Origin of the sequence: Methanothermococcus okinawensis IH1 (assembly GCF_000179575.2) — an archaeon.
Taxonomy (GTDB): domain Archaea; phylum AGJL01; class Methanococci; order Methanococcales; family Methanococcaceae; genus Methanofervidicoccus; species Methanofervidicoccus okinawensis.
Genome location: NC_015636.1, coordinates 252,219 through 278,425 on the forward strand (window position 1 = coordinate 252,219; position 26,207 = coordinate 278,425).

24 protein-coding genes are annotated in these 26,207 nt (G+C 30.0%); 20 read left to right on the forward strand and 4 right to left on the reverse strand.

Annotation, left to right across the window (positions count from 1 at the left end; genetic code table 11):
- Positions 1-68 precede the first annotated feature (68 nt).
- The 3 genes from METOK_RS01155 to atwA all read left to right on the forward strand — a co-directional run bounded on the left by METOK_RS01155 (position 69) and on the right by atwA (position 2,587).
- Entirely contained in the window at positions 69-398 is a 330-nt protein-coding gene (locus tag METOK_RS01155; RefSeq protein ID WP_013866414.1) for an MJ1244 family protein, read from the forward strand.
- Positions 399-410: 12 nt separating this feature from the next.
- On the forward strand, positions 411-860 hold the full coding sequence (locus METOK_RS01160) for a DUF134 domain-containing protein (RefSeq protein ID WP_013866415.1): 450 nt from the start codon (positions 411-413) through the stop codon (positions 858-860).
- Between the two features lie 131 nt (positions 861-991).
- A complete protein-coding gene (atwA, locus tag METOK_RS01165) occupies positions 992-2,587 on the forward strand; it encodes a methyl coenzyme M reductase system, component A2 (protein WP_013866416.1) in 1,596 nt (531 codons plus the stop codon).
- A gap of 44 nt (positions 2,588-2,631) precedes the next feature.
- Here atwA and METOK_RS01170 read toward each other — a convergent pair whose 3' ends face one another.
- Positions 2,632-3,516, reverse strand: a complete 885-nt coding sequence (locus tag METOK_RS01170; protein WP_198005234.1) for a sugar phosphate isomerase/epimerase family protein — start codon at positions 3,514-3,516, stop codon at positions 2,632-2,634.
- A 147-nt stretch (positions 3,517-3,663) separates the two neighbouring features.
- Entirely contained in the window at positions 3,664-4,938 is a 1,275-nt protein-coding gene (leuC, locus tag METOK_RS01175; RefSeq protein WP_013866418.1) for an isopropylmalate/citramalate isomerase large subunit, read from the reverse strand.
- Positions 4,939-5,252: 314 nt separating this feature from the next.
- On the opposite strand from leuC, the gene METOK_RS01180 reads away from it, so the two are divergent.
- The 11 genes from METOK_RS01180 (at position 5,253) to hypE (ending at position 16,716) form a co-directional block, all read left to right on the forward strand.
- Entirely contained in the window at positions 5,253-5,468 is a 216-nt protein-coding gene (locus METOK_RS01180) for an LSM domain-containing protein (protein ID WP_013866419.1), read from the forward strand.
- Positions 5,469-5,569: 101 nt separating this feature from the next.
- Complete coding sequence (locus METOK_RS01185; protein ID WP_013866420.1) at positions 5,570-5,758, forward strand: 50S ribosomal protein L37e; 189 nt, start codon at positions 5,570-5,572, stop codon at positions 5,756-5,758.
- 212 nt (positions 5,759-5,970) lie between these two features.
- A complete protein-coding gene (locus METOK_RS01190; RefSeq protein WP_013866421.1) occupies positions 5,971-6,555 on the forward strand; it encodes a LemA family protein in 585 nt (194 codons plus the stop codon).
- Between the two features lie 161 nt (positions 6,556-6,716).
- Positions 6,717-8,657: a DUF2207 domain-containing protein gene (locus METOK_RS01195; RefSeq protein WP_013866422.1), complete on the forward strand. Its 1,941-nt coding sequence runs from the start codon at positions 6,717-6,719 to the stop codon at positions 8,655-8,657.
- Positions 8,658-8,974: 317 nt separating this feature from the next.
- On the forward strand, positions 8,975-9,412 hold the full coding sequence (locus METOK_RS08815; RefSeq protein WP_232210825.1) for an RNA-guided endonuclease InsQ/TnpB family protein: 438 nt from the start codon (positions 8,975-8,977) through the stop codon (positions 9,410-9,412).
- Between the two features lie 40 nt (positions 9,413-9,452).
- On the forward strand, positions 9,453-10,184 hold the full coding sequence (locus tag METOK_RS08820) for an RNA-guided endonuclease InsQ/TnpB family protein (RefSeq protein ID WP_232210827.1): 732 nt from the start codon (positions 9,453-9,455) through the stop codon (positions 10,182-10,184).
- Positions 10,185-10,290: 106 nt separating this feature from the next.
- Positions 10,291-11,661, forward strand: a complete 1,371-nt coding sequence (purF, locus tag METOK_RS01205) for an amidophosphoribosyltransferase (protein WP_013866423.1) — start codon at positions 10,291-10,293, stop codon at positions 11,659-11,661.
- A 199-nt stretch (positions 11,662-11,860) separates the two neighbouring features.
- A complete protein-coding gene (locus METOK_RS01210) occupies positions 11,861-12,730 on the forward strand; it encodes a TIGR00341 family protein (protein ID WP_048057991.1) in 870 nt (289 codons plus the stop codon).
- Positions 12,731-12,990: 260 nt separating this feature from the next.
- Positions 12,991-14,817 carry an acetolactate synthase large subunit gene (locus METOK_RS01215; protein WP_013866425.1) on the forward strand — a complete coding sequence of 609 codons (1,827 nt, stop codon included), beginning with the start codon at positions 12,991-12,993 and terminating at the stop codon, positions 14,815-14,817.
- A 142-nt stretch (positions 14,818-14,959) separates the two neighbouring features.
- The gene (gene ilvN / locus METOK_RS01220; RefSeq protein ID WP_013866426.1) at positions 14,960-15,469 is read left to right on the forward strand and encodes an acetolactate synthase small subunit; all 510 of its coding nucleotides are present in this window, start codon (positions 14,960-14,962) and stop codon (positions 15,467-15,469) included.
- Between the two features lie 242 nt (positions 15,470-15,711).
- Entirely contained in the window at positions 15,712-16,716 is a 1,005-nt protein-coding gene (gene hypE, locus METOK_RS01225; RefSeq protein ID WP_013866427.1) for a hydrogenase expression/formation protein HypE, read from the forward strand.
- Between the two features lie 76 nt (positions 16,717-16,792).
- Here the strand turns inward: hypE and METOK_RS01230 are convergent, their stop codons facing one another.
- A complete protein-coding gene (locus METOK_RS01230) occupies positions 16,793-18,136 on the reverse strand; it encodes a phosphomannomutase/phosphoglucomutase (protein ID WP_013866428.1) in 1,344 nt (447 codons plus the stop codon).
- A 315-nt stretch (positions 18,137-18,451) separates the two neighbouring features.
- Between METOK_RS01230 and METOK_RS01235 the strand changes: the two genes are divergently transcribed.
- The 6 genes from METOK_RS01235 (at position 18,452) to METOK_RS01260 (ending at position 25,488) form a co-directional block, all read left to right on the forward strand.
- Entirely contained in the window at positions 18,452-19,462 is a 1,011-nt protein-coding gene (locus tag METOK_RS01235) for an adenylosuccinate synthetase (RefSeq protein ID WP_013866429.1), read from the forward strand.
- 179 nt (positions 19,463-19,641) lie between these two features.
- Positions 19,642-20,595 carry a 2-phosphoglycerate kinase gene (locus tag METOK_RS01240; RefSeq protein ID WP_013866430.1) on the forward strand — a complete coding sequence of 318 codons (954 nt, stop codon included), beginning with the start codon at positions 19,642-19,644 and terminating at the stop codon, positions 20,593-20,595.
- A 180-nt stretch (positions 20,596-20,775) separates the two neighbouring features.
- Positions 20,776-22,245 carry a TrkH family potassium uptake protein gene (locus tag METOK_RS01245; protein ID WP_013866431.1) on the forward strand — a complete coding sequence of 490 codons (1,470 nt, stop codon included), beginning with the start codon at positions 20,776-20,778 and terminating at the stop codon, positions 22,243-22,245.
- 249 nt (positions 22,246-22,494) lie between these two features.
- Positions 22,495-23,607 carry a histidinol-phosphate transaminase gene (gene hisC / locus METOK_RS01250; RefSeq protein ID WP_013866432.1) on the forward strand — a complete coding sequence of 371 codons (1,113 nt, stop codon included), beginning with the start codon at positions 22,495-22,497 and terminating at the stop codon, positions 23,605-23,607.
- A gap of 122 nt (positions 23,608-23,729) precedes the next feature.
- A complete protein-coding gene (locus METOK_RS01255; RefSeq protein ID WP_013866433.1) occupies positions 23,730-24,593 on the forward strand; it encodes a DNA adenine methylase in 864 nt (287 codons plus the stop codon).
- Between the two features lie 22 nt (positions 24,594-24,615).
- Entirely contained in the window at positions 24,616-25,488 is an 873-nt protein-coding gene (locus METOK_RS01260) for a type II restriction endonuclease (RefSeq protein WP_013866434.1), read from the forward strand.
- A gap of 9 nt (positions 25,489-25,497) precedes the next feature.
- Here the strand turns inward: METOK_RS01260 and cobI are convergent, their stop codons facing one another.
- Positions 25,498-26,193 (reverse strand): precorrin-2 C(20)-methyltransferase, encoded by a 696-nt coding sequence (gene cobI / locus METOK_RS01265; RefSeq protein WP_048057823.1) that lies wholly within the window; start codon positions 26,191-26,193, stop codon positions 25,498-25,500.
- Positions 26,194-26,207 lie beyond the last annotated feature (14 nt).

The following is a 26,207-nucleotide window of genomic DNA, read 5'->3' on the forward strand; positions in this document are numbered from 1 at the left end:
ATTATATATATCATTTTATTATTAAATAAATTTTGCACATAAGGGATTAATATAATTGGAGGGCTATTATGAAGGTATTACTCTACCTATTTGTCGAAACTGAAAATGTTGGAAAAGCCATAAATGCATTATCCGAAGGAGGAATATCTGGATTCTTTTTAAATGAATATAAAGGAATGTCTCCCCAAGATTGGAGTGGATTTTTATTAGATGAAGAACCTGAAAAAGCCTTAAAGATAATTAACGACATGGCACATAATGCCGTGATGATAGGCACCATCGTAAATGAGAAAAATCTAAATTCAATAAAAAAATGTATTCATGAAAGACTTTCAGATGAAAGATACACCATTGCAGAAATCCCAATCGTAGGATTAAAAGTAAATAGAACAGACTAATTTGTGATTTTTATGAGATTTAGAAAAGGAAGGCCTAAAATTCCAAGAATTATATCAGAAGAACCAAAAGCAAGAATATTTAAACCAGCGGAAATTTTAGGTAATACTACTAATAATAATGAAAAAGAGGTTTTACATTTAAGTTTGGAAGAATTGGAGTCCATAAGACTTGTAGATTATTTAGGATATTCTCATGAAGAAGCAGCGAACGCTATGGGCATATCAAGAAGAGTATTTTGGAATATTTTAAAATCTGCAAGAAAAAAGGTAAGTGATTTTTTAGTTAATGGAAAAATTATAAGAATAGAAGGTGGATATTATAAATTAAGAGAATGTGGAATGAATGATATATGTGGTAAGGGCAAATACTGTATATTTAAACCTACAAGATGTTGTCCTAGATTCCAGGTTAATGATGATGATAGATATAATACTGATAATAACACCGATAATAAAGATTAACGATTTTAAATAAATAAAATAAATAAAATTAAATTATTAAATTAATTAAATAAAATAAAACAAATTATTAAATTAATAATAAAATTAAATTAAAGAATTAAAGTATTATTATTAATTATTTTGGTGATAATATGCTTTTGTTGGAAGTTAAAAATGTTTCAAAAAAGTTTGGAGAACATGAGGTATTAAAAGATATAAACTTCGAATTAAATGAAGGAGAGGTTCTCGGTATTCTCGGTAGAAGTGGTGCAGGGAAATCAGTTTTACTCCACATGCTCAGAGGTATGGAGGGCTATGAACCTACGGAAGGAAAGGTTATTTACCATATTGCAAGATGTGATAAATGTGGAGAGGTAGATGTTCCTTCAAAAGACGGTCAAAAGTGTAAATGCGGTGGGACCTTTCATGAAATTTCAGTAGATTTCTGGAATAACAAAGAAATAACCTATAATTTAAAGAAAAAAATTGCCATAATGCTTCAAAGAACCTTTGCCCTATATGGTGAAAAATCGGTAATTGAAAATATATTGGAGGCATTATCATCAGCAGGATTTGAAGGTAAAGAAGCAACAGATATCGCCATGAGATTAATAAAAATGGTTAAATTGGAACATAGAATTACACATATTGCAAGGGATTTAAGTGGTGGTGAAAAGCAGAGGGTTGTTCTTGCAAGACAGATTGCTAAAAAACCTGTGATTTTCTTAGCAGATGAACCTACTGGAACACTTGACCCAAAAACTGCCAAACTCGTGCATGAGGCACTAAAAGAAACCGTTATTAAAAACAATATTGGTATGATTATTACTTCCCACTGGGCTGAGGTTATAGCTGAACTCTCAAACAAAGCGATATGGCTTGAAGGTGGGAAGATTAAAGAATACGGGGATAGTGAAGAGGTCGTAAATAAGTTTATGGAAACAATAACCGAGTTTAAGAAGTTTGAAAAGGTAGAGGTGAAAGATAAACAGATAATATTGGAAAATATTGAAAAAAAATACTGTTCAGTTGAAAGGGGTGTTGTAAAGGCAGTTAATGGAGTTTCATTGGACATCAATGAGATGGAAATATTTGGACTTGTTGGAACAAGCGGTGCAGGAAAAACCACATTATCAAAAATTATAGCGGGAGTCCTTCCACCGTCAAAAGGGAAATACCAATTTAGGCTTGGCGATGAATGGATAGATATGACAAAACCAGGTCCTATGTATAGGGGAAGGGCAAGAAGATATATTGGAATGCTTTTCCAAGAATATACATTATACCCCCATAGAACAATATTATACAACCTTACAGAATCCATAGGGTTAGAGCTCCCAGGGGAATTTGCAAGAATGAAGGCAGAACATACATTAACATCAGTAGGTTTCACCGAGGAGGAAGCAGAAACTATATTGGATAAATATCCAAGGGAGCTCAGTGTAGGTGAAAAGCACAGGGTGGCACTTGCTCAGGTGCTGATAAAAGAACCTCGTGTAATACTTCTCGATGAACCTACGGGAACCATGGACCCATTTACAAGAAATATGGTAGCAGAATCCATTCAAAAATCAAGAAAAGAATTGGAACAAACATATATTATAGTATCCCACGATATGGACTTTGTTTTAAATGTTTGTGATAGAGCTGCATTGATGAGAAATGGAAAAGTAATAAAAATGGGAAAACCAGAAGAAATCGTTAAGATATTAACTGAGGAAGAAAAAGAAGAAATGATTGGACATTAAAATTTTTATTATTATTTATTATTTTATTTTTATTATTTTATCTTCTATTTATTTTTATTTATTAAATTCTCTAAATATTCTGCTTCTTTGATTATAAACTCTATTTTTTCATTTTTTGAACGGATTTTACAATTTTTATCGTCTATTTCAAGATTAAAACAATTTTTATAATTATATTTATAAACTAAATCATTTACAGGTTTTGAAAAATCTATTTGTGAGAGCTCCAATGGATAGTGGTCTTTGCCATTTACTACTCCAGATATATGGATGTTTTTTATATATTGATTTAACCTATCAACAAAATTTTGAGCTTCTTCTTTTGCATGGGCAAAATCAAGGGTCATTTTTAAATTTAAATCATTATTTTTTTCATTTTTTTTATATTTATCATTGTTAGGGTCATCATATTTATTGTTATATTTATTTAAAACTTCTCCCATTTCTTGGGGTGAATAACAGATATAATTAATTTTCTTTGGAAGATTTTCCAAACATAAAGTGATGTTATTTTTTTTAGCATAATCAAGGACTTCATCCAAATATCTATAGAATCTGTCATATTCTTGTTTCCTAGGGGGTCTTTTTGTTGGTCTCTTTCCGGGGTGTATTGTAATATACCTTGCACCGTATAATTTCGCAAGATTTATTGACCAAAGGGTTTCTTTTATGGATGCTTCATGAACATAATCATTTGTGGATGAGGGGTTGAGCTCTATGGTAGGTGCATGAAGTATTAAATTAAAATGTTTTAATTCTTTTTTTAAACTGCATATATAATCTAAATCATTTCTTCTTTCCCAAAATTCAGGATTTTCTGGAAAAAATTCCATACAATTTAAATTCATATCCTTGAATATATCGCAGATGATTTCAATAGAGTATTCCCAAAAAAACAGTGTTGAACAGCCTATTTTCAATTCACACATATTTTCGCCAATAAACATTAAATAAAAACATGACATTAAAAATATTAGTAAATAAGATAAAATAATTAAATAAAAAATTATTTAATTTTAAATTATTTAATTTTATAGTTTATTGGTATTTACATTATAAAATATACCCACATACCCTTATAAATCTCTTGGGTCAATTAATTCTCCTTTAACTGCACAGGCTGCTGCTGTAATGGGTGATGCAAGATATACTTCTGAGTCTAATGAACCTTCTCTTCCTCTGAAATTTCTATTTGAGGTAGATACTCCAACTTCACCTGGTCCTAATATACCATACAGAGCTCCCATACATGCGGAACATGAGGGGTTTGTTACAACACATCCATACTTGTAGAATTTTTGAATTATACCCTCTTCTATTGCGGCGAGCATAACCTCTCTTGAAGCAGGCGTAACTACTACCCTTATATCATCTGCTATGCCGCCATGCTCTTCTATAACTTTTATTGCAGCTCTTAAATCTTCCAATCTTCCGTTTGTGCATGAACCTATAAATACCTGGTCAATTGGTCTCCCTGCTACTTCTCTTGCCTGTTTCACATTATCAACAGCATGCGGACATGCAAATACAGGTTCCAAATCATTTACTTCAATTTCGAATACTTCTTCATACTCTGCATCTTCATCTGCTTTGAGTGGTTCAAATGGTCTTGTTGTTCCGTGTTTTTCCATGGCAGTTTTTACATAGTTTATTGTTTTTTCATCTGGCTCAATTATTCCAGTTTTAGCTCCCATTTCAATAGCCATGTTTGACATTGTCATTCTCGAAGCTATTGTCATGTTTTTAACAGTTTCTCCACCATATTGTGCTGCTTTGTATGTTGCACCATCGAATCCAACTTCTCCAATGATATGAAGGATTACATCTTTTGACATTACATAAGGTTTTAATTCTCCTGTAATATTAAAATATAGCGTTTCAGGAACTTTAAACCATAATTCTCCTGTTGCAAATACTGCTGCCATGTCTGTGCTTCCTATACCTGTTGCAAATGCTCCAAATGCTCCATGGGTGCATGTGTGAGAGTCTGCTCCAACCAATACAGTGCCTGGAAGAACATGCCCCTTTTCAGGCAATACCTGATGGCATACTCCTTCCCTTATGTCGTAAAAATTCTTTATATTCTGTTCTTTTACAAATTTTCTCATTAATATATGATTTTCTGCTGCTGTAATACTATCAGCAGGTATTTGATGGTCAAATAATATTACTATCTTTTCATTATCCCAAACTTTATCTATTCCTTCATTTTTTAAGGTATTTACAGTTAATGGACCTGTAATGTCATGTGCCATTGCTGTTTCTATCTTTGCCATTACTATATCTCCAGGAGATACGGTTTTATTTCCTGATGCCTTTGCAAGTATTTTTTCAGATAATGTCATTCCCATAGTATAACCTCCATTTTTACAGATTTAATTATAATTTATTAAATATTTTTTAATAATTTATTTACTTAACTTTTTATTTTTACTTAATTTATTTATTTACTATATTATTTTAATTTAATTTATTTTTTATTTTTTGACATAAAATACACTAATAAGAATTATTATATAAATTTATCATAAAAATTTAAAATTTTAAAAAATTAATATATTTATATAATTATGTATTAAAAATATATTAGAAACTATTATATATTAGAAGTATTTAATAATTTCTAAATCTTAAATACACTATTTTATTATATGAGGTGTAGCAAATGATAGATACTCAAAGACCATTAGATGCATTAGGTAAATCAATAAATACAAATGTAGTAGTTCATTTAAAAGACGGTAACATAGTAAAAGGTAAATTGAAAGCTTACGATTTACATTTAAATGTGGCACTTGAAAGTGCAAAATTTGAAAATGATGAAAAAGAATATCAAGTTATTGTTATAAGAGGAGACAATATTCTGTTTATATCCTTATAATCTTGTAAATTGTATAATAAAATACCTATACATCGATATAACATAAAATTTATAAGTTATTTTATTACCCTAAGGAAATAAAAATAAAACACGGTGAAAAAATGAGCAAAGGAACGCCTTCCCAAGGTAAGCATAACAAAGGTTCAAATCATATAATATGCAGAAGATGTGGAAGAAGGGCATATCATGTTAAAAAGAAAGTATGTGCTGCATGTGGATTTGGAGCAAGCAAAAAAATTAGAAGATACTCATGGAAATCCAAAAAAGTAAATGGAACAAGAGTAAAATAATATAGGTTTAATAAAAATAATTAATAATCTTTTTTTATTTTTTATTTATTCTTATTTTATTTTTTTATCGCAATTTTATCATTTATATTTATTAATTTATATATATTTAATTCTACCTTATTAAATCTTAATACATATAAGTATATATAATTATAATCAGTATATTTTTATAAATATTCAATGTGATATTAAAATAATGGGGAGGTAATATTATGACATTAATGCTAATTTTAGGCGTAATTATAGGCATATCAATTTTAATACTTATTTTAATTATTGTTGTATATACTATAATAGTATATAATCGATTTAAAACTCTCAAAAACGGGGCAGAAGCTACCCTTGGTCAGATTAAAGTAGCACTTAAAAAAAGATTGGATATGATAAATCAACTTGTTGATAGCGTTAAAAGTTATGCTTCATTTGAAAAAGAAACCCTATCAAAAATAACAGAACTCCGAAGTAGTGTATTAGGAGCTCACTCTGCATCAGAAATACAAGACATAGAAAAACAGTCAAGACAGCTTTTAGGAAATGTAATGGTAGCAGTTGAGAATTATCCAGATTTAAAGACTTCTTCCAGTGTAAAAGAGCTTATGGATGCCATTAAAGATATAGAAAATGAAATAGCACGACACAGATATACTTACAATAATATAGTGCAGGAATACAATACAAAAATTGATGTTATTCCATCAAATATTGTTGCAAATATGTTTAATTTTAAAAAGATGGATTATTTAGAATTTGAGGAAGGAGAACACGAATTAAATCAAAGACCTAAAATAGAGTTTTAAAATCCATAATTATTCTATTAAATAGATAAAAAATAATAAAACGAAAAAATTATAAAAACTTAATATAAAAAGTTATAGAAATATATGGATATATAAATATAAATACTATAAATGTAGAATAACTAAAAATTTTACTTTTTAATATTATTTTATGGGATAATATGAGGGAAGAAAAATTACTGATTATTATATTGGTTATAATAGGAATTATAGGCATATTAGGGGTAGGTATAACCTTAAATTTAGAAGGTCAAGATATATCCTTATCTTCAAGTCCAATAAATGTGAAATCCTACAATGCGGAGCTCATATTGGATAAAAATATATCGCTAAAAGAAACCTACAATTATCAAATAAACGAGAATAATAGGTATAGAATGCTTTACAGGGATTGGAAGAAGCCTTTGATATGCAAATGTGATATACCAAAAGTAGGTATATACTCCAATAATCCATTTATTAATAATACAGATGATGATATATCATCCCCACATATAACTGTGATTAACCTAAGTGCATCAAATAATAAGTTAATTGGTTATGTAGTAAATTATAGGGGGATATTGTATGCAAATACCAAATCCTCCGAAGATATTACTAAACTACAAGATTTAATATTTCAATATCATGTAATAAACGAGGTAGGATTTTATAACCCCAATAGATACAGTTCAGGAGATTATTCCACATCCTATTTATTTAATATATATCCCCCAATAGAATATGATAACCATACATCTCATTTAAACTTAAAACTTGCAGATGAACATTTCCCATATAAAAATGTGAATATATATATTGTAGATAAAAATAATGATATTCTAAATTTGTTTGTGCATCCAGTAGGTTTTAAGGTATCAAAAACTTATGATGGTTATATTATTACAGGACATAGCCCTAAAAATGGATTGATTGAATTGGAAATGCTTTTAAAACCAAATGCCATTACAGGATATTATAAACATGTAAATAATGTTAAGGAAAAGACCTTATCAGCCAATAACTTTTATTTTTTAATAAATAATATATTATCAATAATAAAATATTTATTTGCCTTAATAATTATAATATTTCCATTAATAGCCTATATTATATACAATAAATACGGTGTAGAGAAGAATTATATTGTTCCAGAGTATTTAAGCTATGTTCCAAATAAAAATAGAAAACCTTGGATTGTTAATTTAATATTTAATGGAAAATTTGGAAAATTTGGAAAGGAAGGATTTTATGCCACGCTATTATACCTTCACGACAAAAAATATGTTAAAATATTACCCGGGGAATCCAATAAAGATATTAATATAAAGATACTCAATAAGGATTTGTCCAATTTAGATTACTACGAAAAAAAGGTAATGGATTTCTTAATAAGATATTCAACAAATAATATATTTAAACCATCCACAATTGAGAAAATGGCCTCAGATTATAAATACCATAAAGACAGCACCGGAGCTCAGAGACTATGGAATGAAGTCAATGGTATTATATACACACCAACATATAGAAATTATGTCAGTGAATATATAAGCAATACTGGAAACTACATAATATGGGCTTTACTTGCCTGTTCTATAATTGTAGCACTTGTATTTTTTGGACTTTCTTTCTCAGAAAATTATAACATACTGTATCCAGATATTCCAAATATATCCCATTTATCATTAGTATGGGTTATACAATGTATTGTATTACTTATCGCCCCTAAACCTCTATTTGGTAGATGGAAAAATGATTATTATAAAGAAAAACTTGAATGGGACGCCTTTAAAAATTTCTTATCAAATATAGCCATGATAAAAAAATATGGTATTCAAGACATAAATATGTGGAAAGACTGGTTAATATATGGAACAGCCCTTGGTGTTGGGAAGAATGTTGAAAAGGCATTGAAATCATTGGATATTGAATTACCCGAAAATGTGCAGGAGATGGTATATTACTATCCTATGATGTATTATTCCTTTGGCTCCATGTATTCCTCAGTAAATATGGCATATACTGCCACTACAAACCCATCTGGTGGAACTACTGGCTTTGGTGGTGGTGGATTCGGTGCAGGTGGTGGATTTGGAGGGGGAGGTGCAGGAGCTCGATAAATTACAACATATATTATTTTAATTTTTAGAACATTTATTTTAAATTTTTATCAATATCTTTTAACTTATTCCGCAAGAAGTCCCCTTCCGTTATATAAATCCTCCGGATTTAGATGAAAATCTTACGATTTTCATTACTCACAACTTCGTTGTGATTGTAAAATCTCCTCGCTTCGCTCGATAAGGGAGGGGATGAATCCTCAAAATCCCTTCGGGATTTATACGGTTTCCTCGCTATTGCTCGGAAATGCGGGCAAAACATTTATATGGTTTTTAGTATAAACTACTATTTATAAGTAAATCAAACTGTGATGCTAATGATGAGGACTTATAAGTTCAGGATTTATCCATCCAGGAAAATCAGGGAAACAATAGAAGAGCATCTAAACATTTGTAGATACATCTATAATTACCTTTTAGAACAAAAAACTAAAAACCCAAAACTAAACAAAAAGGATACTCAAAAACTAATCACAGAGCATAAAAAGGAATATCCTGAACTTAAAAAAGTCCATTCCAAAGTTCTCCAAATGGTGAATAATAAGCTTTGGGGCAATCTCAAAGCATTAGGAAAACTAAAACAGAACGGATATAAAGTAGGTAAGTTAAGATTCAAATCATCCAAAAACCATTACAAAACATTAGAATACAATCAATCAGGTTTTAAACTTGATTGTAAAACCAAAAGACTCAAACTGTCTAAAATAGGAGAAATTCCTATAGAACTACATCAAAAATTCAAAGGGAGAAATTAAAGGAGTTATTATTAAAAAAGAACTAAACAGGTAAGTGGGCATGCCTTCGTTCCAAGTGGAAGAAGAACCTAAACCACTACCTAAAACCAATAAGGTTGTAGGTATCGATTTAGGAATCGATGGTTATGCCATCGATTCAGATGGCAATAAGTTTGAAAATCCAAAGTTTATTGACAAAACTTTGGATAAAATAAAGAAAGTCCAGAAAAACCTATCTAAAAAAGTTAGGGGTTCGAGCAACTATAAAAAGACTAAATTAAAACTTATTAAGGTATATGATAAACTAAACAATCAGAAAAATGATTTTCTACATAAACTATCAAGATACTACATAAACAATTATGATAAAATAGTTTTAGAAAACTTAAACATTAAGTCCATGGTTAAAAATAGAAAGGGTCAGAAGACTCTAAACCGTCATATTCTTGACGGTTCTTGGCGTAAATTCATAAACTTACTTCTCTACAAGGCGGAGGGTGCTGGTAGAGAAGTAATATTAATAAATCCTGCATATACTTCTAAAAAGTGTTCCAACTGCGGTTGTGTAGTTGATAACTTAAAATTATCTGATAGGGTATTTTTTTGTCCCAACTGCGGTTGGAAGATTGACAGGGATTACAACGCATCCCTAAATATACTAAAATCAGGGCTGGGAGAGTCCGCTGTGCCTGCAGAGGGGAGACCCCTACTCAGAGTTATACCTTATATAAAGGTAATCTCTGGGTTAGACTCCCCTATGAGTCAGGAAGCCCCTTCCGTAAGGGAGGGGTAATTCACATATTAGGTTGATAATTTTATTATTATTTTATTATTAGTTTTATAATATATCATTATCAAAATATTTTATAATTTTATAAACTAAATTAAACTGTGATAAAATGTGTGGAATATTCGGAATATACTCTTTTTCAAATAAAGATGTTGCAAGAAAAATATATTATGGTCTTTATGCCTTACAGCACAGAGGTCAGGAAGGAGCAGGAATTGTGGTAAGCGATGGAACTGAATTTCATTCTCATAAAGGATTGGGGTTGGTTCCAGAAGTATTTAACAATGAAAATATCAACCTTCTTAAAGGATATATTGGAATAGGTCATGTTAGATATTCAACCACAGGAGGTTCCGTAATTGAAAACTGCCAGCCATTTATAGTAAATAGCTCACTTGGAAACTTGGCAATAGCTCATAATGGAGATATCGTCAATTCCCATATTATAAAAAAGGAGCTCGAAAAACAAGGACATATATTTACATCATCAACAGACTCTGAGGTTTTGGCACATCTCATTGTAAAGGAGCTCCTAAAAACAAAAGATATTATACAGTCTATATCAAATGTTTCAAAGGATTTAATTGGAGCTTATTCTTTAATAATATTATACAACAATACACTTATAGCTGTTAGAGACCCAAAAGGTTTTAAACCGTTGTGCATTGGAAAAGATGATGATAACTATTATATTTCATCGGAGAGCTGTGGTTTAGATGTTGTAGATGCCGAATTGGTGAGGGATGTTAATCCAGGAGAAATAGTAACAATCAATAAAGATGGTATTGAGAGCTGCTATGTTTCAGATAACATATCCCCGAAAAATGCCTCAACCTGTATGTTTGAATATGTTTATTTTGCAAGACCTGATTCAGTAATTGACGGTATCAGTGTATATAATGTAAGGCGAAATATTGGGAAGATACTTGCAAAAGAGGAGCCCTGTGATGCAGATATAGTGTCCCCTGTTCCAGATTCTGGAATAACCTCAGCAATAGGATACTCCGAAGAATTGGATATTCCATATTATGAGGGTTTAATAAAAAATAGGTATGTCGGACGAACATTTATACTACCTACCCAAGAAGAGAGGAATTTAGCAGTTAGATTAAAATTAAATCCAGTAAAATCCATATTAAAAGATAAAAAAGTAGTTTTAATTGATGATAGTATCGTTAGAGGAACAACTTCAAAAAGAATTGTAGATATGGTCAGAAAAGCAGGTGCAAAGGAAGTCCATTTAAGGATAGGCTCTCCAAAAATAATATCTCCCTGTTTTTATGGGATAGATATGCCTACGAAGGAAGAATTAATTGCAAGTTCAAAATCTGTTGATGAAATAAGGGAATTTATAAACGCTGATTCTTTGGGTTATTTGAGTATTGAAGGATTAATAAAAGCAATAGGCAGAAAAAATCTATGTCTTGCATGTGTGTCGGGTAATTATCCTACGGATATATCACTTAAATTTAAAAAATAAAATTTTTAAAATAAATGCAGGACATATAAGATAGTTTTTAGTTTCTTAGGGATTTTTTAAGTTGCGAAATAAATTATAATTTTTTCCTTTTTTTATTAATTTTTATCTTTATTATTATTTTATTTTTTATCAAGATTGTTGGTGGAATTTATATAATATAAAATAATATATTTCAATAAAATAGAGAGGGGTGAGTTATATAAAGTATATTAAAATAATAGTGCCTAAAAAACTATTAAATGAAGTGGAGGATATTTTAAAAGAACATAATGCATATTCTATATCTATAATTGAACCTTTAAAAACTTCAATAAAAGATGGAGTAATAATTACCTGCAATGCTAAGACAAATGATGCCGAAAAGATAGTTATAAAACTGAGGAAAATGGGCATCGGCGAAAAAGGTTATGGTTCAATAAATATTATGCCTGCAAATATCACATTTTCATGCAGGGATGAAGGTTTAGCATCATCAAAACTTTCACCATTAGAGCTCTACTACAAAGCCACATCAATGGTGAAATTATCAAAGGACGTTATAATAAAAATCGTATTGGCAAGTGTCATGGGAGTTATTGGCTTAATTGAACATAATATACCCACATTAATCGGTGCCATGATTATAGCTCCCTTGGTGGATACTGTAATGGCCAGTGCCATTGGGAATGTGATTAGAGAAAAAAAATTAGTATATAAAGGTATGAAAAAAGAAATAATATGCACCTTAATAGTTATAGCCTGTGCATTTTTATTGGGTATTTTATTTGATATACCAAAACCTATAATTACAACATACCTTCATGAAAACACCTTATTGTTAAGTGCAATTATAGCAATTATTGCAGGAGTGTCGGGGGGTATGAGTATAGCATCTGGAAAAGATTATGAAATAATAGGAGTTACGATAGATGTATCCATATTAATACCTGCATTGTTAGTGGGTTTGGCATTATCTACACAAGATATCGCGTTAATATACACCACATTTGTGTTTCTCATAATAAATATCATTCTATTGGATATTGGCGGATATGTTGGATTAAAATATAAATTATGGAATCATAGATGAACATTAAAATAAGTTAATTAATTTAATTAATTTAAAAAATTATAAATAGATAATAACTACCCTTAGAGGTTTTGTAAGTTGTGAAATAAAGGATTAACTTCAATTTTCTTTTTTCTTATTTTTGTTGAAAATTTCATTAGACAAAAATTTATATAATATTAATTTAATTAATTATCAATACTCAAAATTATTATCTTTTCAACGAATTAAAGCGTAAAATCTAAAAATCTAAAAGATTTTAATGTATATTTGGTGGTTTTATGAAAGGAGCAGAAGCAATGATAAAAGCACTTGAAGCAGAAAAAGTCAATATTCTCTTCGGGTATCCTGGTGGGGCACTATTGCCATTCTATGATGCGTTATATGATAGCGATTTCATACACATACTAACAAGACATGAACAGGCCGCAGCTCATGCAGCAGATGGCTATGCAAGAGCTAGTGGAGAAGTTGGAGTATGTGTAGGAACATCAGGACCTGGTGCAACCAATCTTGTAACAGGTGTAGCTACGGCATATGCAGATTCTTCCCCTGTTGTAGCCCTTACAGGACAAGTCCCTACAAAATTAATAGGAAATGATGCATTTCAAGAAATAGACGCACTTGGGCTTTTTATGCCAATAGTAAAACATAATTTTCAAATTCACAAAACTGAGGAAATTCCTGAAACATTTAGAGCAGCATTTGAAATAGCAAAAACAGGGAGACCAGGACCTGTTCATATCGATTTACCAAAAGATGTTCAAGAAAGGGAGTTGGATTTAGAAAAATATCCAATACCTGCCAAAATAAATTTAATAGGCTACAAACCTACCACAATAGGCCATCCAAGACAGATTAAAAAAGCTGCTAACTTAATATCCACAGCCAATAGACCTGTAATAATTGCAGGTGGTGGGGTAAATATTGCAAATGCTACACCTGAGCTCATAAAGTTTGCAGAGCTCACCCACATTCCAGTATGCACAACATTGATGGGAAAAGGTAGTTTTCCAGAGGAGCACCCATTAGCACTTGGAATGGTGGGAATGCATGGAACAAAAGCTGCAAACTACTGTGTATCTGAAAGTGATGTTTTAATAGCAATAGGATGTAGATTTTCAGATAGAATAACAGGAGATATAAAAAGCTTCGCACCATACGCAAAAATTATTCATATTGACATAGACCCTGCTGAAATTGGAAAAAATGTTAAAGTTGAAGTTCCCATCGTTGGAGATGCAAAAATCGTTTTAAAGGATTTGCTTATCCATATCCTAAAAATAGACATTCAACCAAATGAAAAATGGATGGAATATGTAGCATCTCTAAAAAAATCAAGTACCCCTAAAATGGATTACGATGATATACCACTTAAACCTCAAAGAATAGTAAAAGAATTGATGGAAGTTATAAACGATTTGAATCTTAATAAAAATTCAATAATAACCACAGATGTTGGGCAGAACCAAATGTGGATGGCACATTACTTTAAATCATGTGCTCCAAGGTCATTTTTATCATCTGGTGGTTTAGGAACAATGGGTTTTGGATTCCCTGCTGCAATTGGTGCCAAAATAGCTAAACCAGACTCTAAGGTAATATGCGTTAGTGGTGATGGAGGATTTATGATGAATTCACAGGAGCTCGGGACAATTGCGGATTATCAAATACCTATTGTTTTATGTTTGTTCGATAACAGAACCCTTGGAATGGTTTATCAATGGCAGAACCTATATTATGGAAAAAGACAGTGCAGTGTTAATTTCGGAGAAACACCAGACTTTGTAAAACTTGCAGAGAGTTTTGGAATAAATGCTCTTAGAATATCAAAACCTGATGAAATAAAAGAGGCTCTTAGGGAAGCCATAATTAGTGATGAGCCTTACTTACTTGATTTCATTATTGACCCTGCTGAGGCACTATCCATGGTTCCACCAGGTGGCAAATTAACAAATATCATAGAACCTGTAAGGGAGCATCCAAATGAAAAAATAATATGTTTCGATGAAATAAAAAGAAGATTTTTGGCTAACAATAAGGAAAAACCCAAAACTTTTAATGTAAAGAGGCATGGAGCATCAGAATCTGAAACAGCCAATATTTAATATTAATTTATTATAATAATTATAACGTATTATTAACTTCTTAGTTTATAAAAAATAAAAAATAACAATATATAATGATAATAAATGATAATGATAATAATAGTAATTCGACTTAATGGAACATTAACCAAATGGTGGTTTTATGAAACATACTCATATTATCTCAGTTTTAGTTTTAAATAACCCAGGGGTGCTTCAAAGGATTGCTGGGCTTTTCACGAGGAGATGGTATAATATTTCGAGCATCACAGTTGGTGCCACAGATTCTCCAAATATGTCTAGAATGACTATTGTAGTTAAAGGAGACGATGAAGTTCTTGAACAAGTTGTAAAACAGCTTAATAAACTTATAGAGGTTATTAAAGTAAGTGATTTAGATGATAAAAAATGTGTTGAGAGGGAGTTATGTCTTATTAAAGTCTATGCACCTACTGAAAGTAGTAAATCACAGGTAATACAATATACAAATATATTTAGAGGAAATATTGTAGATTTAAGTTCTGAATCATTGACCGTAGAAATTACGGGAAATATAGACAAAATCAATGCATTTATTGAGCTTGTTAGGCCAATGGGCATTAAAGAAATGGCAAGAACTGGATTAACTGCACTTATGAGAGGACCAAAAATATTAAAATCAAAAAAATCATAAATGTTATAAATGTTATAAATATTATAAACTAATGTTATTATTATAAATTATAAAAAAATCAAAATTAATCCCATATATGTCATATATTTCCATGGTGGGTCTTAAATGAATATTGTAGTACTATTCCTTATTTTTAATATTTACTTTTGTAATTACTTAATTACTTAAACTTTTATTAATTTAACTTTTAATTATTTTATTTATTTTTTATTTATTACATGATTAGCTAAGGAGATGATTTTATGAAAATAACAAGAATGCATGGTGCTGGCGGAAAAGTTATGCAGGATTTAATTAAAAACACAATATTGGGTAATTTAGAAAATACCTCTGTAAATGGTGGGATAGGGTTAAAAGATTTAGATGATGGTGCCACAATTCCGATTGGTGATAAAGAAATCGTTTTTACAGTTGATGGTCATACCGTTAATCCAATATTCTTTCCAGGGGGAGATATAGGAAGACTATCTGTCTGCGGAACAATAAACGACTTGTCCGTTATGGGTGCAGAACCTCTTGCACTGTCCTTATCAATAGTGCTTCCAGAAGGTTTTGATATAGATGAATTGGATAAAATAATGAAGTCAATAAATGAAGCTTGTAAAGAAGCCGGAGCTCCGATAATCACAGGAGATACAAAGGTATCAAATGTAGATGATATTGTAATATCCTCCGCGGGAGTTGGTATTGTAGATAGAGGAAAAGCCATTAGGGATTCTGGAATGAAAGAAGGAGATGTAATTATTGTATCTGGAAATATTGGAGAACATGGTATGGCAATACTTTTATCAAGGGAAGGATTTGAATTTGAAACCAATTTAAAATCCGATGTTGCACCATTGAATAATCTTATAAAAAATGTTCTCGATGCAGGTGTAGATATTCATGCCATGAAAGACCCAACAAGAGGGGGACTTGCCGATTCATTGAATGAAATGGCTGAAAAAAGTGGATTAGGAATAAATATTTATGAGGAAAAAATCCCCATTAGTGATGAAGTCCAATCAATAGCTGATGCACTTGGTATTGACCCTATGACTGTGGCAAATGAAGGGAAGGTTGTAATGGCTGTTAAAAAGGAAGATGCTGAAAAAGCACTAAAAGTTTTAAGAAGACACCCTCTCGGTAAAAATGCTCAAATAATTGGGGAGGTTGTATCAGAACACAACAGGGTTATCATGGAAACAATAGTTGGTAAAAGGATTGTAGATACACCTATTGGAGACCCAATTCCAAGAGTTTGTTAATATAAAATTTATCGAAGTGAAGAAATAATTTAACTTTTTATATATAGGACCTCTGATAAAAAAATTAAAATAATTATTATAATTCTTCAATAATATTTCTTATCTCTTCGATTTTTTCATGCATGAGCTCCTCAGTATTGGCCTCTAAATTTAGCCTTAAAAGAGGTTCTGTGTTTGAAGCTCTAATATTAAACCACCAATTATCGCAGTATATAGATATGCCGTCGATTTCTTCAATTTTACATTTACTGTATTTAGCTTTTAGTTTTTCCATTATTAATTTTTGGTCTTTTACTTTAAAGTTTATCTCTCCACTGTGGAAGTATTTTTTATACTCCTTTGATAGTTCAGAAAGCGGTTTTTTCATATCTCTTACAGCACATAATATATAATTTAAAGCAAGCAAAGGACTTTCAAAATATCCTACCTCTTTAAAGTAAAAGTGGTTTGAGAGCTCACCTGCAAATTCTGCATCTACTTCGTGCATAAGTTTTTTTATAAAGTAGTGTCCCACCCTTGTTTTTATAGGAGCTCCGCCATATTTTTCAATAATTTCAGGGACAATTTTACTACATCTTAAATCATATACTATTTTTATTTTTTCACCTTTACTCTCTTTATCCTTATTTTTCTCCTTCAATATTTCTATGGCAATTAGTGCCGTTAAAATATCCCCCTGCAAAACATTACCTTTTTCATCTATTATTCCAATTCTATCACCATCCCCATCAAATATTACCCCCATGTCGCAGTTATTTTCTTTAACGGCATTTATTATATCTACAAGGCAGGATTTTTTCAATGTATCTGGTTGGTGTGCAGGGAATGTTCCATCAGGATAATCATTTATAAATACATGATTTGGCACCAATTTTTCCAGTATATCCTTTTCTGCAAGTGATGTGCTTCCATTTGCAAAATCAACAGCTATTTTAATATCCCAAGATGCACATCTATTTAAAAAGAACCTTTTATAATCTGTAATAATATCTACCTTTAATTTATCCAAATCGATTTCTTCAATTTCCTTTTTCTGAGTTTCATTTAATTTATATTCTTCAAAAATAGGCTTTATTTCATCTATTGGTGATATTGGAATGGCTTTTTTATCGCACATCTTAAATCCAGTATATTCTGGTGGATTGTGAGATGCCGTTAATATTACCCCTAAATCGTAATTATCCTTTGTTCCAAAATATATCAATGGCGTGGAGATTGTTCCAGCGTAGGAGACTTTTGCACCAGATTTTAATAGTCCATATATAAATGGTTTGGTGAGCTCCTTTGAACCTATCCTTACATCGTTTCCAACAAGTATATTGTTATATTGTTTTCCAATGGATTTTCCAAGGGAATATGCAAAATTTTCATCTATCTGTTCTTTAAAAACTCCCCTAATATCATAAGCTTTGAATACCATATTACCACCATTGATAAAAAATTATATTTATAGATATATTTTCATAATTATTTATTTTTTAATTTTCTTTTTAATTTTATTTTTTTGGTTATTTTAGTTTATTTATCATTTTATTTTATTAATTTATTATATATCATATTAATGATTTATTTTAGTTTTCTTTTTATTTTAATTTTACTTTTTATATCCTTTTTATAGTCCTATTTTCCAGCTTATAATCATCTTAATTAATTGGAATATATTGTAAATAATAGAAATCTTTAAATAATTTATAATTAAATTAATTAAAGGTTAATTTTTATGGAGGTCTAAGCGATGACATGCACCATAGTAGTAGGTGGCCAGTGGGGCGACGAAGGAAAAGGTAAAATTATAAGTTATTTATGTGATAAAGATAATCCCTCAATAGTTGCAAGAGGGGGAGTAGGTCCTAATGCAGGACACACCGTTGAAGTTAATGGTGAAAAGTACGGTATAAGAATGGTTCCAACAGGATTCCCAAATAGGAGCTCCAAACTTGCAATAGGTGCAGGAGTTTTGGTTGACCCTGAGGTGCTTTTAAAAGAAATTGAAATGCTCGATAAATTCAATATAAAAGATAGGTTGATTGTAGATAAACACTGTGGAATAATCGAAGAAAAACATAAGGAAATGGATAAATCAAACAACCATTTATCAAAAGAAATAGGCTCCACTGGGACAGGATGCGGCCCAGCAAATGTTGATAGGGCAATGAGAACATTGAAACTTGCAAAGGATATTGAGGTTTTAAAACCATTTTTAGGCGATGTGTCAAACACACTAAATGACGCACTTGACAATGGCGAAAATGTTTTGATTGAAGGAACACAGGGAACACTTCTATCATTATACTATGGAAGCTATCCTTATGTTACTTCAAAAGACACAACTGCATCATCCTTTGCAGCTGATGTTGGTATCGGACCTACAAAAGTTGATGAAGTTGTAGTTGTATTTAAATCCTACCCTACGAGAGTTGGAGAAGGTCCATTCCCTACTGAGATGTCATTTGATGAATCTGAAAAATTAGGTCTTGTAGAGTATGGAACAGTTACAGGTAGAAGAAGAAGGGTAGGATTCTTTGACTATGAGCTTGCAAGAAGAGTATGTAGATTAAATGGTGCTACTCAAATAGCAATAACCTGTTTAGACAAATATGATAAAGAATGCTATGGAATCACTGACTATGATAATTTAACTGAAAAAGGAAAGGCTTTTATTAAAGAAATCGAAGAAAAAGTGGGAGTTCCAGTTACCATCATATCCACAGGACCTGAGCTCCATCAAACAATAGATTTAAGATAAAAAATAATTATAAAATAAAAATAAAAATATATTTACTTTTTTATATATTTACATTTTAATGTATATTATATTTTTATAAGATTTATATATAATTTAATAGATATGGAATTTTGGTTATATTTATACCGTTATAGTTTTAATTTAATAATTTAAGTTTAATAAAAATATAAGGGATATGTATGGGTATCGATTTTAAAAGTATTACTGATAAAATAATCGTTAGTGGTAAAAATTACGAAATGCCATTTTCAAAAGGTCTTCTTGCAAGGTCATTAACAGCTGCGGGAATGAAGCCAAGTGAGGCTTATATGGTAGCAAAGGAAATAGAAAAAACTTTGGAAGATGAGGGGTATGAAAGTATTACAAAGGATGAGCTCCGAAAAAGGGTATATTATTACCTATTAACTAAAAATTATGAAAGTATTGCTGAAAAATATTTATTATGGAGACGAATTTTAAAAAAACACCCCATTATTATACTGATTGGTGGAGCAAGTGGAGTTGGAACATCCACAATAGCTTTTGAATTAGCTTCAAGACTGGGAATACCAAGCGTTATAGGGACTGATTCAATTAGAGAGGTAATGAGGAGAAGTATATCAAAAGATTTAGTTCCGATGCTTTATGAATCTTCATATACTGCGTGGAAATCCCTTAGAATTCCAAGTTTAGATGATAATGTATGCGATAAACATATACTTGGATTTGAAAGGCATATAGAACCTGTATTGGTTGGTATTGAAAGCCTAATAGATAGAAGTTTAACTGAGGGATTAAGCATTATTATAGAGGGAACCCATATAGTTCCTGGATTTATGAAGGAGAAATATACATCAATGCCAAATATCATTACTATCATATTAACACTGAGCTCTGAAAAAATGCATAAAAAAAGATTTTCAGCAAGGGCTAAGGTTAGTGCAAGACCTATGGAGCGATATTTGAAAAATTTTGAAATAATAAGGAAAATAAATCAATATATCGTTGATAGGGCAAAAGAAAATGATGTTCCAATAATTGAAAATGTATCTATAAGCCAAAGCGTAGAAAAATGTTTAGAGATTATAACAGAACGATTTAATTATTTAGATAAAACAGAAAACGGAGAAAACGGGGAAGATGATATGTATTAAAAGTAATAAAAAAGATAAATTAATAAAATATATAAAAAAATAAAAAATAAGATAATAATTAATTAAGATAATAATTAAAAATAAATAATAAAATTTTTTTTATATGGATTTGGAATAATATAATTTATAATAATTCAAAATAATGACTTTTATTTTGCTTATTTTCATTATTGGGATAGTATGGATGTATTTAACAAAAAGGATATTTTGGGTATATTGCATGAGCTCGGTATGTTAATATCAATTATTGGGCTTGTTATGATGGTGCCTATCTTTGTTGGATTATATTTTAATGAACCTGTCTATTATTTTTTTTATCCCAGTTTAGCGGTTATTATACTGGGAATTTTGATAAATAAATTTACAAAACCGATTCATATTAAATTAAAACATGCCATGGTCATATCTGCATTGACATGGTTATTTGCATCGTTAATTGGAGCAATACCATTTTGTTTAGGTATATCTCACTTTGGATATATAGATGGTGTTTTTGAAAGCATGTCAGCATGGACTACAACAGGATTTACACTTATAGGTGATGTAGAATCTCTTCCCCATACACTGCAATTTTGGAGAAGTTTTGAGCAATGGGTTGGAGGTATAGGGGTTCTTGTAATGGTTATTACCATACTATCAAAAACAGGAGCTTCTGCATATTACCGAGCTGAGGCTAGGGAAGAAAAAATACTTCCAAGCACATCAAGCACCGTTAAAAAAATATGGCAAATTTATTTATTATATACTGCCATAGGTATAAATCTACTTTATTTAAGTGGTTTGTCACTTTGGGATGCAATAAATATATGCATGTGTGGTATATCTACTGGTGGAATGAGTGTTAGTAATTCAAGTTTTCCATATAACAATCTTGCAAAGATTATAATGATAATAATTATGGCAATTGGGGGTATTGTATCTTTTTCAGTCCATCATAAAATATTAGTTGGAAAAAGATGGACAGGCGATATTCAAACTAAGGTGGCAATTCCTATTATATTTATAGCCTCTTTTATTATTGTATTATCATCCAATATTAGCCCAATTGATGCACTTTTTACAGTAGTTTCTGCTATGACAAGCACGGGATTTTCTACTGTTAATATTCCAAATTTAAGCAATTTATCTATTGCCATTTTGATACTTGTTATGATGGTTGGGGGTTCCACAGGAACAACAACAGGGGGTATAAAGCTTATAAGACTTGCAATAATGGCAAAAAGTTTTTACTATAAATTAAAAGAGGCAGTATATCCTCACAACGCAGTGATATATAAAAAACTTGGAAACAATCCACTTACTCCAAATCTTATTGTGGATGCCTATATTGTGGCTTTTATTTATGTATTACATTACATACTTGGAACACTTTTATTCATATCTCTTGGATATGAGCCATTTAAATCACTTTTTGAATCAGTTTCACTTGTAGCAAATATGGGTCTTTCTGTAAATATAATAAGCTATAATTTAAATCCCATTGGAAAATTATTGGGCATATTCTCTATGTGGGTAGGAAGGTTGGAGATAATACCCGTGTATGTCCTTATAATATTACCCATGGTATTAAAAATAAAGGATTCAAAACAAATGCGATATATTAAAGGTAAAATTGGAGATAATATGGATGAAAAATACATAACTAAATAAAAAATAAAACAGCAAAATAATAATAAGAAATAGAAATGAAATAATAAGAAATAATAATATAACAGTAAAATAAACTAATTAGAGAAATACTTTATTATTTTAATAACATTAATAGAACATACTATTGAATTATATTTTCATTTTGTTTATTATATTGTTGTTATTTAAATTAAAAAAATAAATTAAAGATGAAAATAGTAAAATAATTCAAAATATTAATAAAATAATAATAACTTAAAAGGTGATAAATTGATAGATAACAACATAAGGGATATTGTAAAAACCTTTAAAGCATATGTTCCAGGAAAATCAAAGGAAGAAATAGCAAGAAATTACGGAATAAATCCCAATGATATCATAAAATTAGGTTCCAATGAAAACCCATGGGGATGTTCTCCAAAGATAAAAGACGAGATATTAAAAGAAATTCCAAAAATTCACCAATATCCTGAACCTATAAATCCCACACTTATGGAGGAGCTCTCCAAATTTACAGGAGCTCCTATGGAAAATATTATTGTTGGTGGAGATGGTGCAGACGAAGTAATAGATGCTACTATGAGAATATTAATAGATAAAGACGATGAGGTAATTATCCCAATACCTACTTTTACACAGTATAGGATATCTGCATTAATATATGGTGCAAAGATAAAATATGCAAAATTTGACAAGGAAAATGACTTTAAATTAGATGTTGATAGTGTTTTAAACAATATTACAAATAAAACAAAAATTATATTTTTATGCTCTCCAAACAATCCTACGGGAAATATTATCGATAAAAAGAATATCGAAAAAATCATAAATTCCACAGATGCCTTGGTGGTAATAGACCACGCCTATATTGAATACTCAAAAAAGGAATACGATTTAACAGACTGGGCATTAAAATATGACAATGTTTTGGTTTTAAGAACATTCTCAAAGGTATTTGGTTTAGCAGGTCAGAGGATAGGTTATGGCATTACAAACAAAAAACTCGTAGATTATATGATGAGGGTTAAACCTATATTCAGTTTAACAAGATTAAGCCAAATCTGTGCCATTACAGCACTGAGGGATAAAGAATTTTTCAATAAATCAAAAAATGATGGTATAAGAAGTAGAGAAATACTATACGAAGGATTAAAGAAATTTAAAGAGTTAAAAGTTTATCCCTCTGAGGCAAACTATATCTTAGTTGAGGTTAAGAATGGTATGAGCTCAGGTGAGTTTTGTGAGGAGCTCCTAAAAAGAGGTGTAATTATTAGGGATTGCAAATCCTTTGAAGGTCTTGATGGAGAGTATGTAAGAATAGCCATTGGAACTTTTAAAGAGGATAGAAGATTTTTAGAGATTTTAAAGGATATTGTTGAATAATTAATAAATTAATATTTAATATTTAGAAATAAATAAGATATGGTTTATATTTTTTATCTCTTTATTTACTTTTTTATATTTTATTTTACTTCAAGACTTATGTAAAATTTAGGAGGATTTAGATGATTAAACCGTTTTTAAAATGGGCTGGTGGTAAAACCCAAATTATAAACTCCATAGATGAAAATCTACCAAAAGACTTAAAAGATGGTAAGATTAAAAGATATATAGAGCCCTTCGTTGGTGGTGGAGCTGTTCTTTTTTATATTTTGCAGAAGTATGAGCTCAGGGATGTTGTTATAAATGATATTAATAGTGATTTGATTTTAACATATAAGGTTGTAAAAAATGATGTTAATAATTTAATCAATGAACTATCTGAAATTAAAGATAGATTTTTATCATTAAGTGATGAAAATAGAAAAAATTTTTATTATAATATTAGAGAAGAATTTAATAAATCAAAAGAGGAAATGGATGATATAAAAAGAGCTTCATATTTTATAGTTCTAAATAAAACCTGTTATAATGGTTTATACAGAGTTAATAAAAAAGGTGGTTTTAATGTTCCTTATGGAATGTATAAAAATCCAAAGATATTTGATGCGGACAATTTAAAACAAATATCTAAATTATTAAAAAATGTAAAAATATTATGTGGGGATTTTGAAATAATTGAAGAATATGTTGATAAAGATAGTTTTGTATATTTTGATCCACCCTATAAGCCAATAAATAAAACCTCCTCTTTTACAGCATATACAAAATACAATTTCTCAGATAGTGATCAGATAAGATTATCAGAGCTCTACAAAAAATTAGATAGACGAGGGGCTAAGTTAATGTTGAGTAACTCCTACGACATTGAATTTTTTAGGCAATTATATAGTAACTATTTTATAAAAAAGATAACTGCTAAGAGAATGATTAACTGTAAAGGGGATAAAAGAGGGAATATATACGAATTATTAATTACTAATTATTAATTATTATTTTTAGGTGAGTTCTATGGATTTTGAATATATTATTAATAATTTGCTTGATACGATAAAAACTTATGATTTTTTTGTTGATTGGAATAAAGTTGAAAATAATGTAAAAAAGATAGAAAAGAGATTATGTATCTTAAACTATCTAATTGGAAAAGAAAACTTTAAAGGAGAATTTTTTGGATTATTAAAAGAATATCCAGAAGTTATTACCGTTTTTCCAATATTAATAGCTGTAAGAGATGATGAAATAAAAATATTAAATGAGAATGTGGAAGTTGAAGATTTGGATTTTAAAGAAAAAAGTAATTTATCGGATAAAGAAATTGAAAGATATTATGAATTTTTTAAAAAAAGTGGATTGGAGGAGCTATTAAAAAATAAAAAAATAAAAAATTTAGTAGATTATGTTTTTGGTGTTGAGGTAGGTATGGATACCAATGCAAGAAAAAACAGGACTGGTAAAATAATGGAAAATATAGTTGAAAAATATATTATGGAAAATTTAGCAAATCATAAAGAATTAGAGTATATACCTCAAGCCACTAAAAATAAAATAAAACATAAATGGAGGATAGATTTAATATTAGATAAAACAAATAGAAAATTTGATTTTGCATTATACAACAAAAATACTAAAATATTATACCTCATCGAAGTTAATTTTTATAGTGGGGGCGGTTCAAAATTAAAATCAACAGCGGGAGAGTATGAAACACTAAATGAGTTTATACATAACAACAATAAAAATGTTAAATTTATATGGATAACTGATGGTAAGGGATGGACTACTGCTAAAAACCCATTAAATGAGAGTTTCAATAGTGGTGTGACAATATTAAATTTAAAAATGATTAAGGACGGAATATTGAAAGATATAGTTTTAAAGTAGGTATTATTTTTAATTTTTAATTCTTTTAATCACAGCAAGAGATAAATACTCATTTACCTTATCAAAATCAATTTCATCGATTTTTCCTATTTGAATTTCCTCATTTTCACAGCATGCCCTGCATACAATACCAACAAGATAGTTATCTTTATGTTCTTCATCAAGAAGGGTTTTAAGCTTTTCTCCTAATCGTTTAGTTTTCATAACTACGATAGTATCGAATAACCCCAAATATTTTTCCAAATCTTTTCCCTGAGGAAGTATTACCAGATTTTCGTCCCCTTCAACAAGTGGAATATTTAATCTTCCAGCACTTGCAAAAGGTGAAGGAATACCGTTTATAATCTCAACAGGAATATTATTTTCCTTTAAATAGTTCCAAACATAGGAAAATGTGCTGTAAAGTGTGGGGTCTCCTATTGTAATTACTGCTACCTCCCCATCTGTGTTTTTGATAATATTAAATGCCTCATTCCAGTGTTTTTTTAAGTAATTCTTATCTTTACTCATTGGAAACAGCAATTCCACAATATTTTTATTATCATCAACGATATTTTTAACGATGTTGTATGCCACAGAAGTTTTTCCTTTTTTGGATATAGGAACAAAAATAGTATCTACCTTTTTTAATATTTTCACAGCTTTTAAAGTTAGTAATTCTTCATCTCCGGGTCCCACGCCTATTCCATAAACTTTATTTACCAATTTTACCACCATTT

Bases quoted from the DNA above. Each gene is read 5' to 3' on its own strand.
- METOK_RS01245 (WP_013866431.1), top strand. From the start codon at position 20,776: ATGGATGTATTTAACAAAAAGGATATTTTGGGTATATTGCATGAGCTC.
- METOK_RS01195 (WP_013866422.1), top strand. From the start codon at position 6,717: ATGAGGGAAGAAAAATTACTGATTATTATATTGGTTATAATAGGAATT.
- METOK_RS01190 (WP_013866421.1), top strand. From the start codon at position 5,971: ATGACATTAATGCTAATTTTAGGCGTAATTATAGGCATATCAATTTTA.
- METOK_RS08820 (WP_232210827.1), top strand. From the start codon at position 9,453: ATGCCTTCGTTCCAAGTGGAAGAAGAACCTAAACCACTACCTAAAACC.
- METOK_RS01255 (WP_013866433.1), top strand. From the start codon at position 23,730: ATGATTAAACCGTTTTTAAAATGGGCTGGTGGTAAAACCCAAATTATA.
- METOK_RS01215 (WP_013866425.1), top strand. From the start codon at position 12,991: ATGAAAGGAGCAGAAGCAATGATAAAAGCACTTGAAGCAGAAAAAGTC.
- METOK_RS01235 (WP_013866429.1), top strand. From the start codon at position 18,452: ATGACATGCACCATAGTAGTAGGTGGCCAGTGGGGCGACGAAGGAAAA.
- ilvN (WP_013866426.1), top strand. From the start codon at position 14,960: ATGAAACATACTCATATTATCTCAGTTTTAGTTTTAAATAACCCAGGG.
- METOK_RS01180 (WP_013866419.1), top strand. From the start codon at position 5,253: ATGATAGATACTCAAAGACCATTAGATGCATTAGGTAAATCAATAAAT.
- METOK_RS01170 (WP_198005234.1), bottom strand. From the start codon at position 3,516: ATGTGTGAATTGAAAATAGGCTGTTCAACACTGTTTTTTTGGGAATAC.
- METOK_RS08815 (WP_232210825.1), top strand. From the start codon at position 8,975: ATGATGAGGACTTATAAGTTCAGGATTTATCCATCCAGGAAAATCAGG.
- hypE (WP_013866427.1), top strand. From the start codon at position 15,712: ATGAAAATAACAAGAATGCATGGTGCTGGCGGAAAAGTTATGCAGGAT.
- METOK_RS01240 (WP_013866430.1), top strand. From the start codon at position 19,642: ATGGGTATCGATTTTAAAAGTATTACTGATAAAATAATCGTTAGTGGT.
- atwA (WP_013866416.1), top strand. From the start codon at position 992: ATGCTTTTGTTGGAAGTTAAAAATGTTTCAAAAAAGTTTGGAGAACAT.
- METOK_RS01230 (WP_013866428.1), bottom strand. From the start codon at position 18,136: ATGGTATTCAAAGCTTATGATATTAGGGGAGTTTTTAAAGAACAGATA.
- METOK_RS01260 (WP_013866434.1), top strand. From the start codon at position 24,616: ATGGATTTTGAATATATTATTAATAATTTGCTTGATACGATAAAAACT.
- leuC (WP_013866418.1), bottom strand. From the start codon at position 4,938: ATGGGAATGACATTATCTGAAAAAATACTTGCAAAGGCATCAGGAAAT.
- METOK_RS01155 (WP_013866414.1), top strand. From the start codon at position 69: ATGAAGGTATTACTCTACCTATTTGTCGAAACTGAAAATGTTGGAAAA.
- purF (WP_013866423.1), top strand. From the start codon at position 10,291: ATGTGTGGAATATTCGGAATATACTCTTTTTCAAATAAAGATGTTGCA.
- METOK_RS01160 (WP_013866415.1), top strand. From the start codon at position 411: ATGAGATTTAGAAAAGGAAGGCCTAAAATTCCAAGAATTATATCAGAA.
- METOK_RS01185 (WP_013866420.1), top strand. From the start codon at position 5,570: ATGAGCAAAGGAACGCCTTCCCAAGGTAAGCATAACAAAGGTTCAAAT.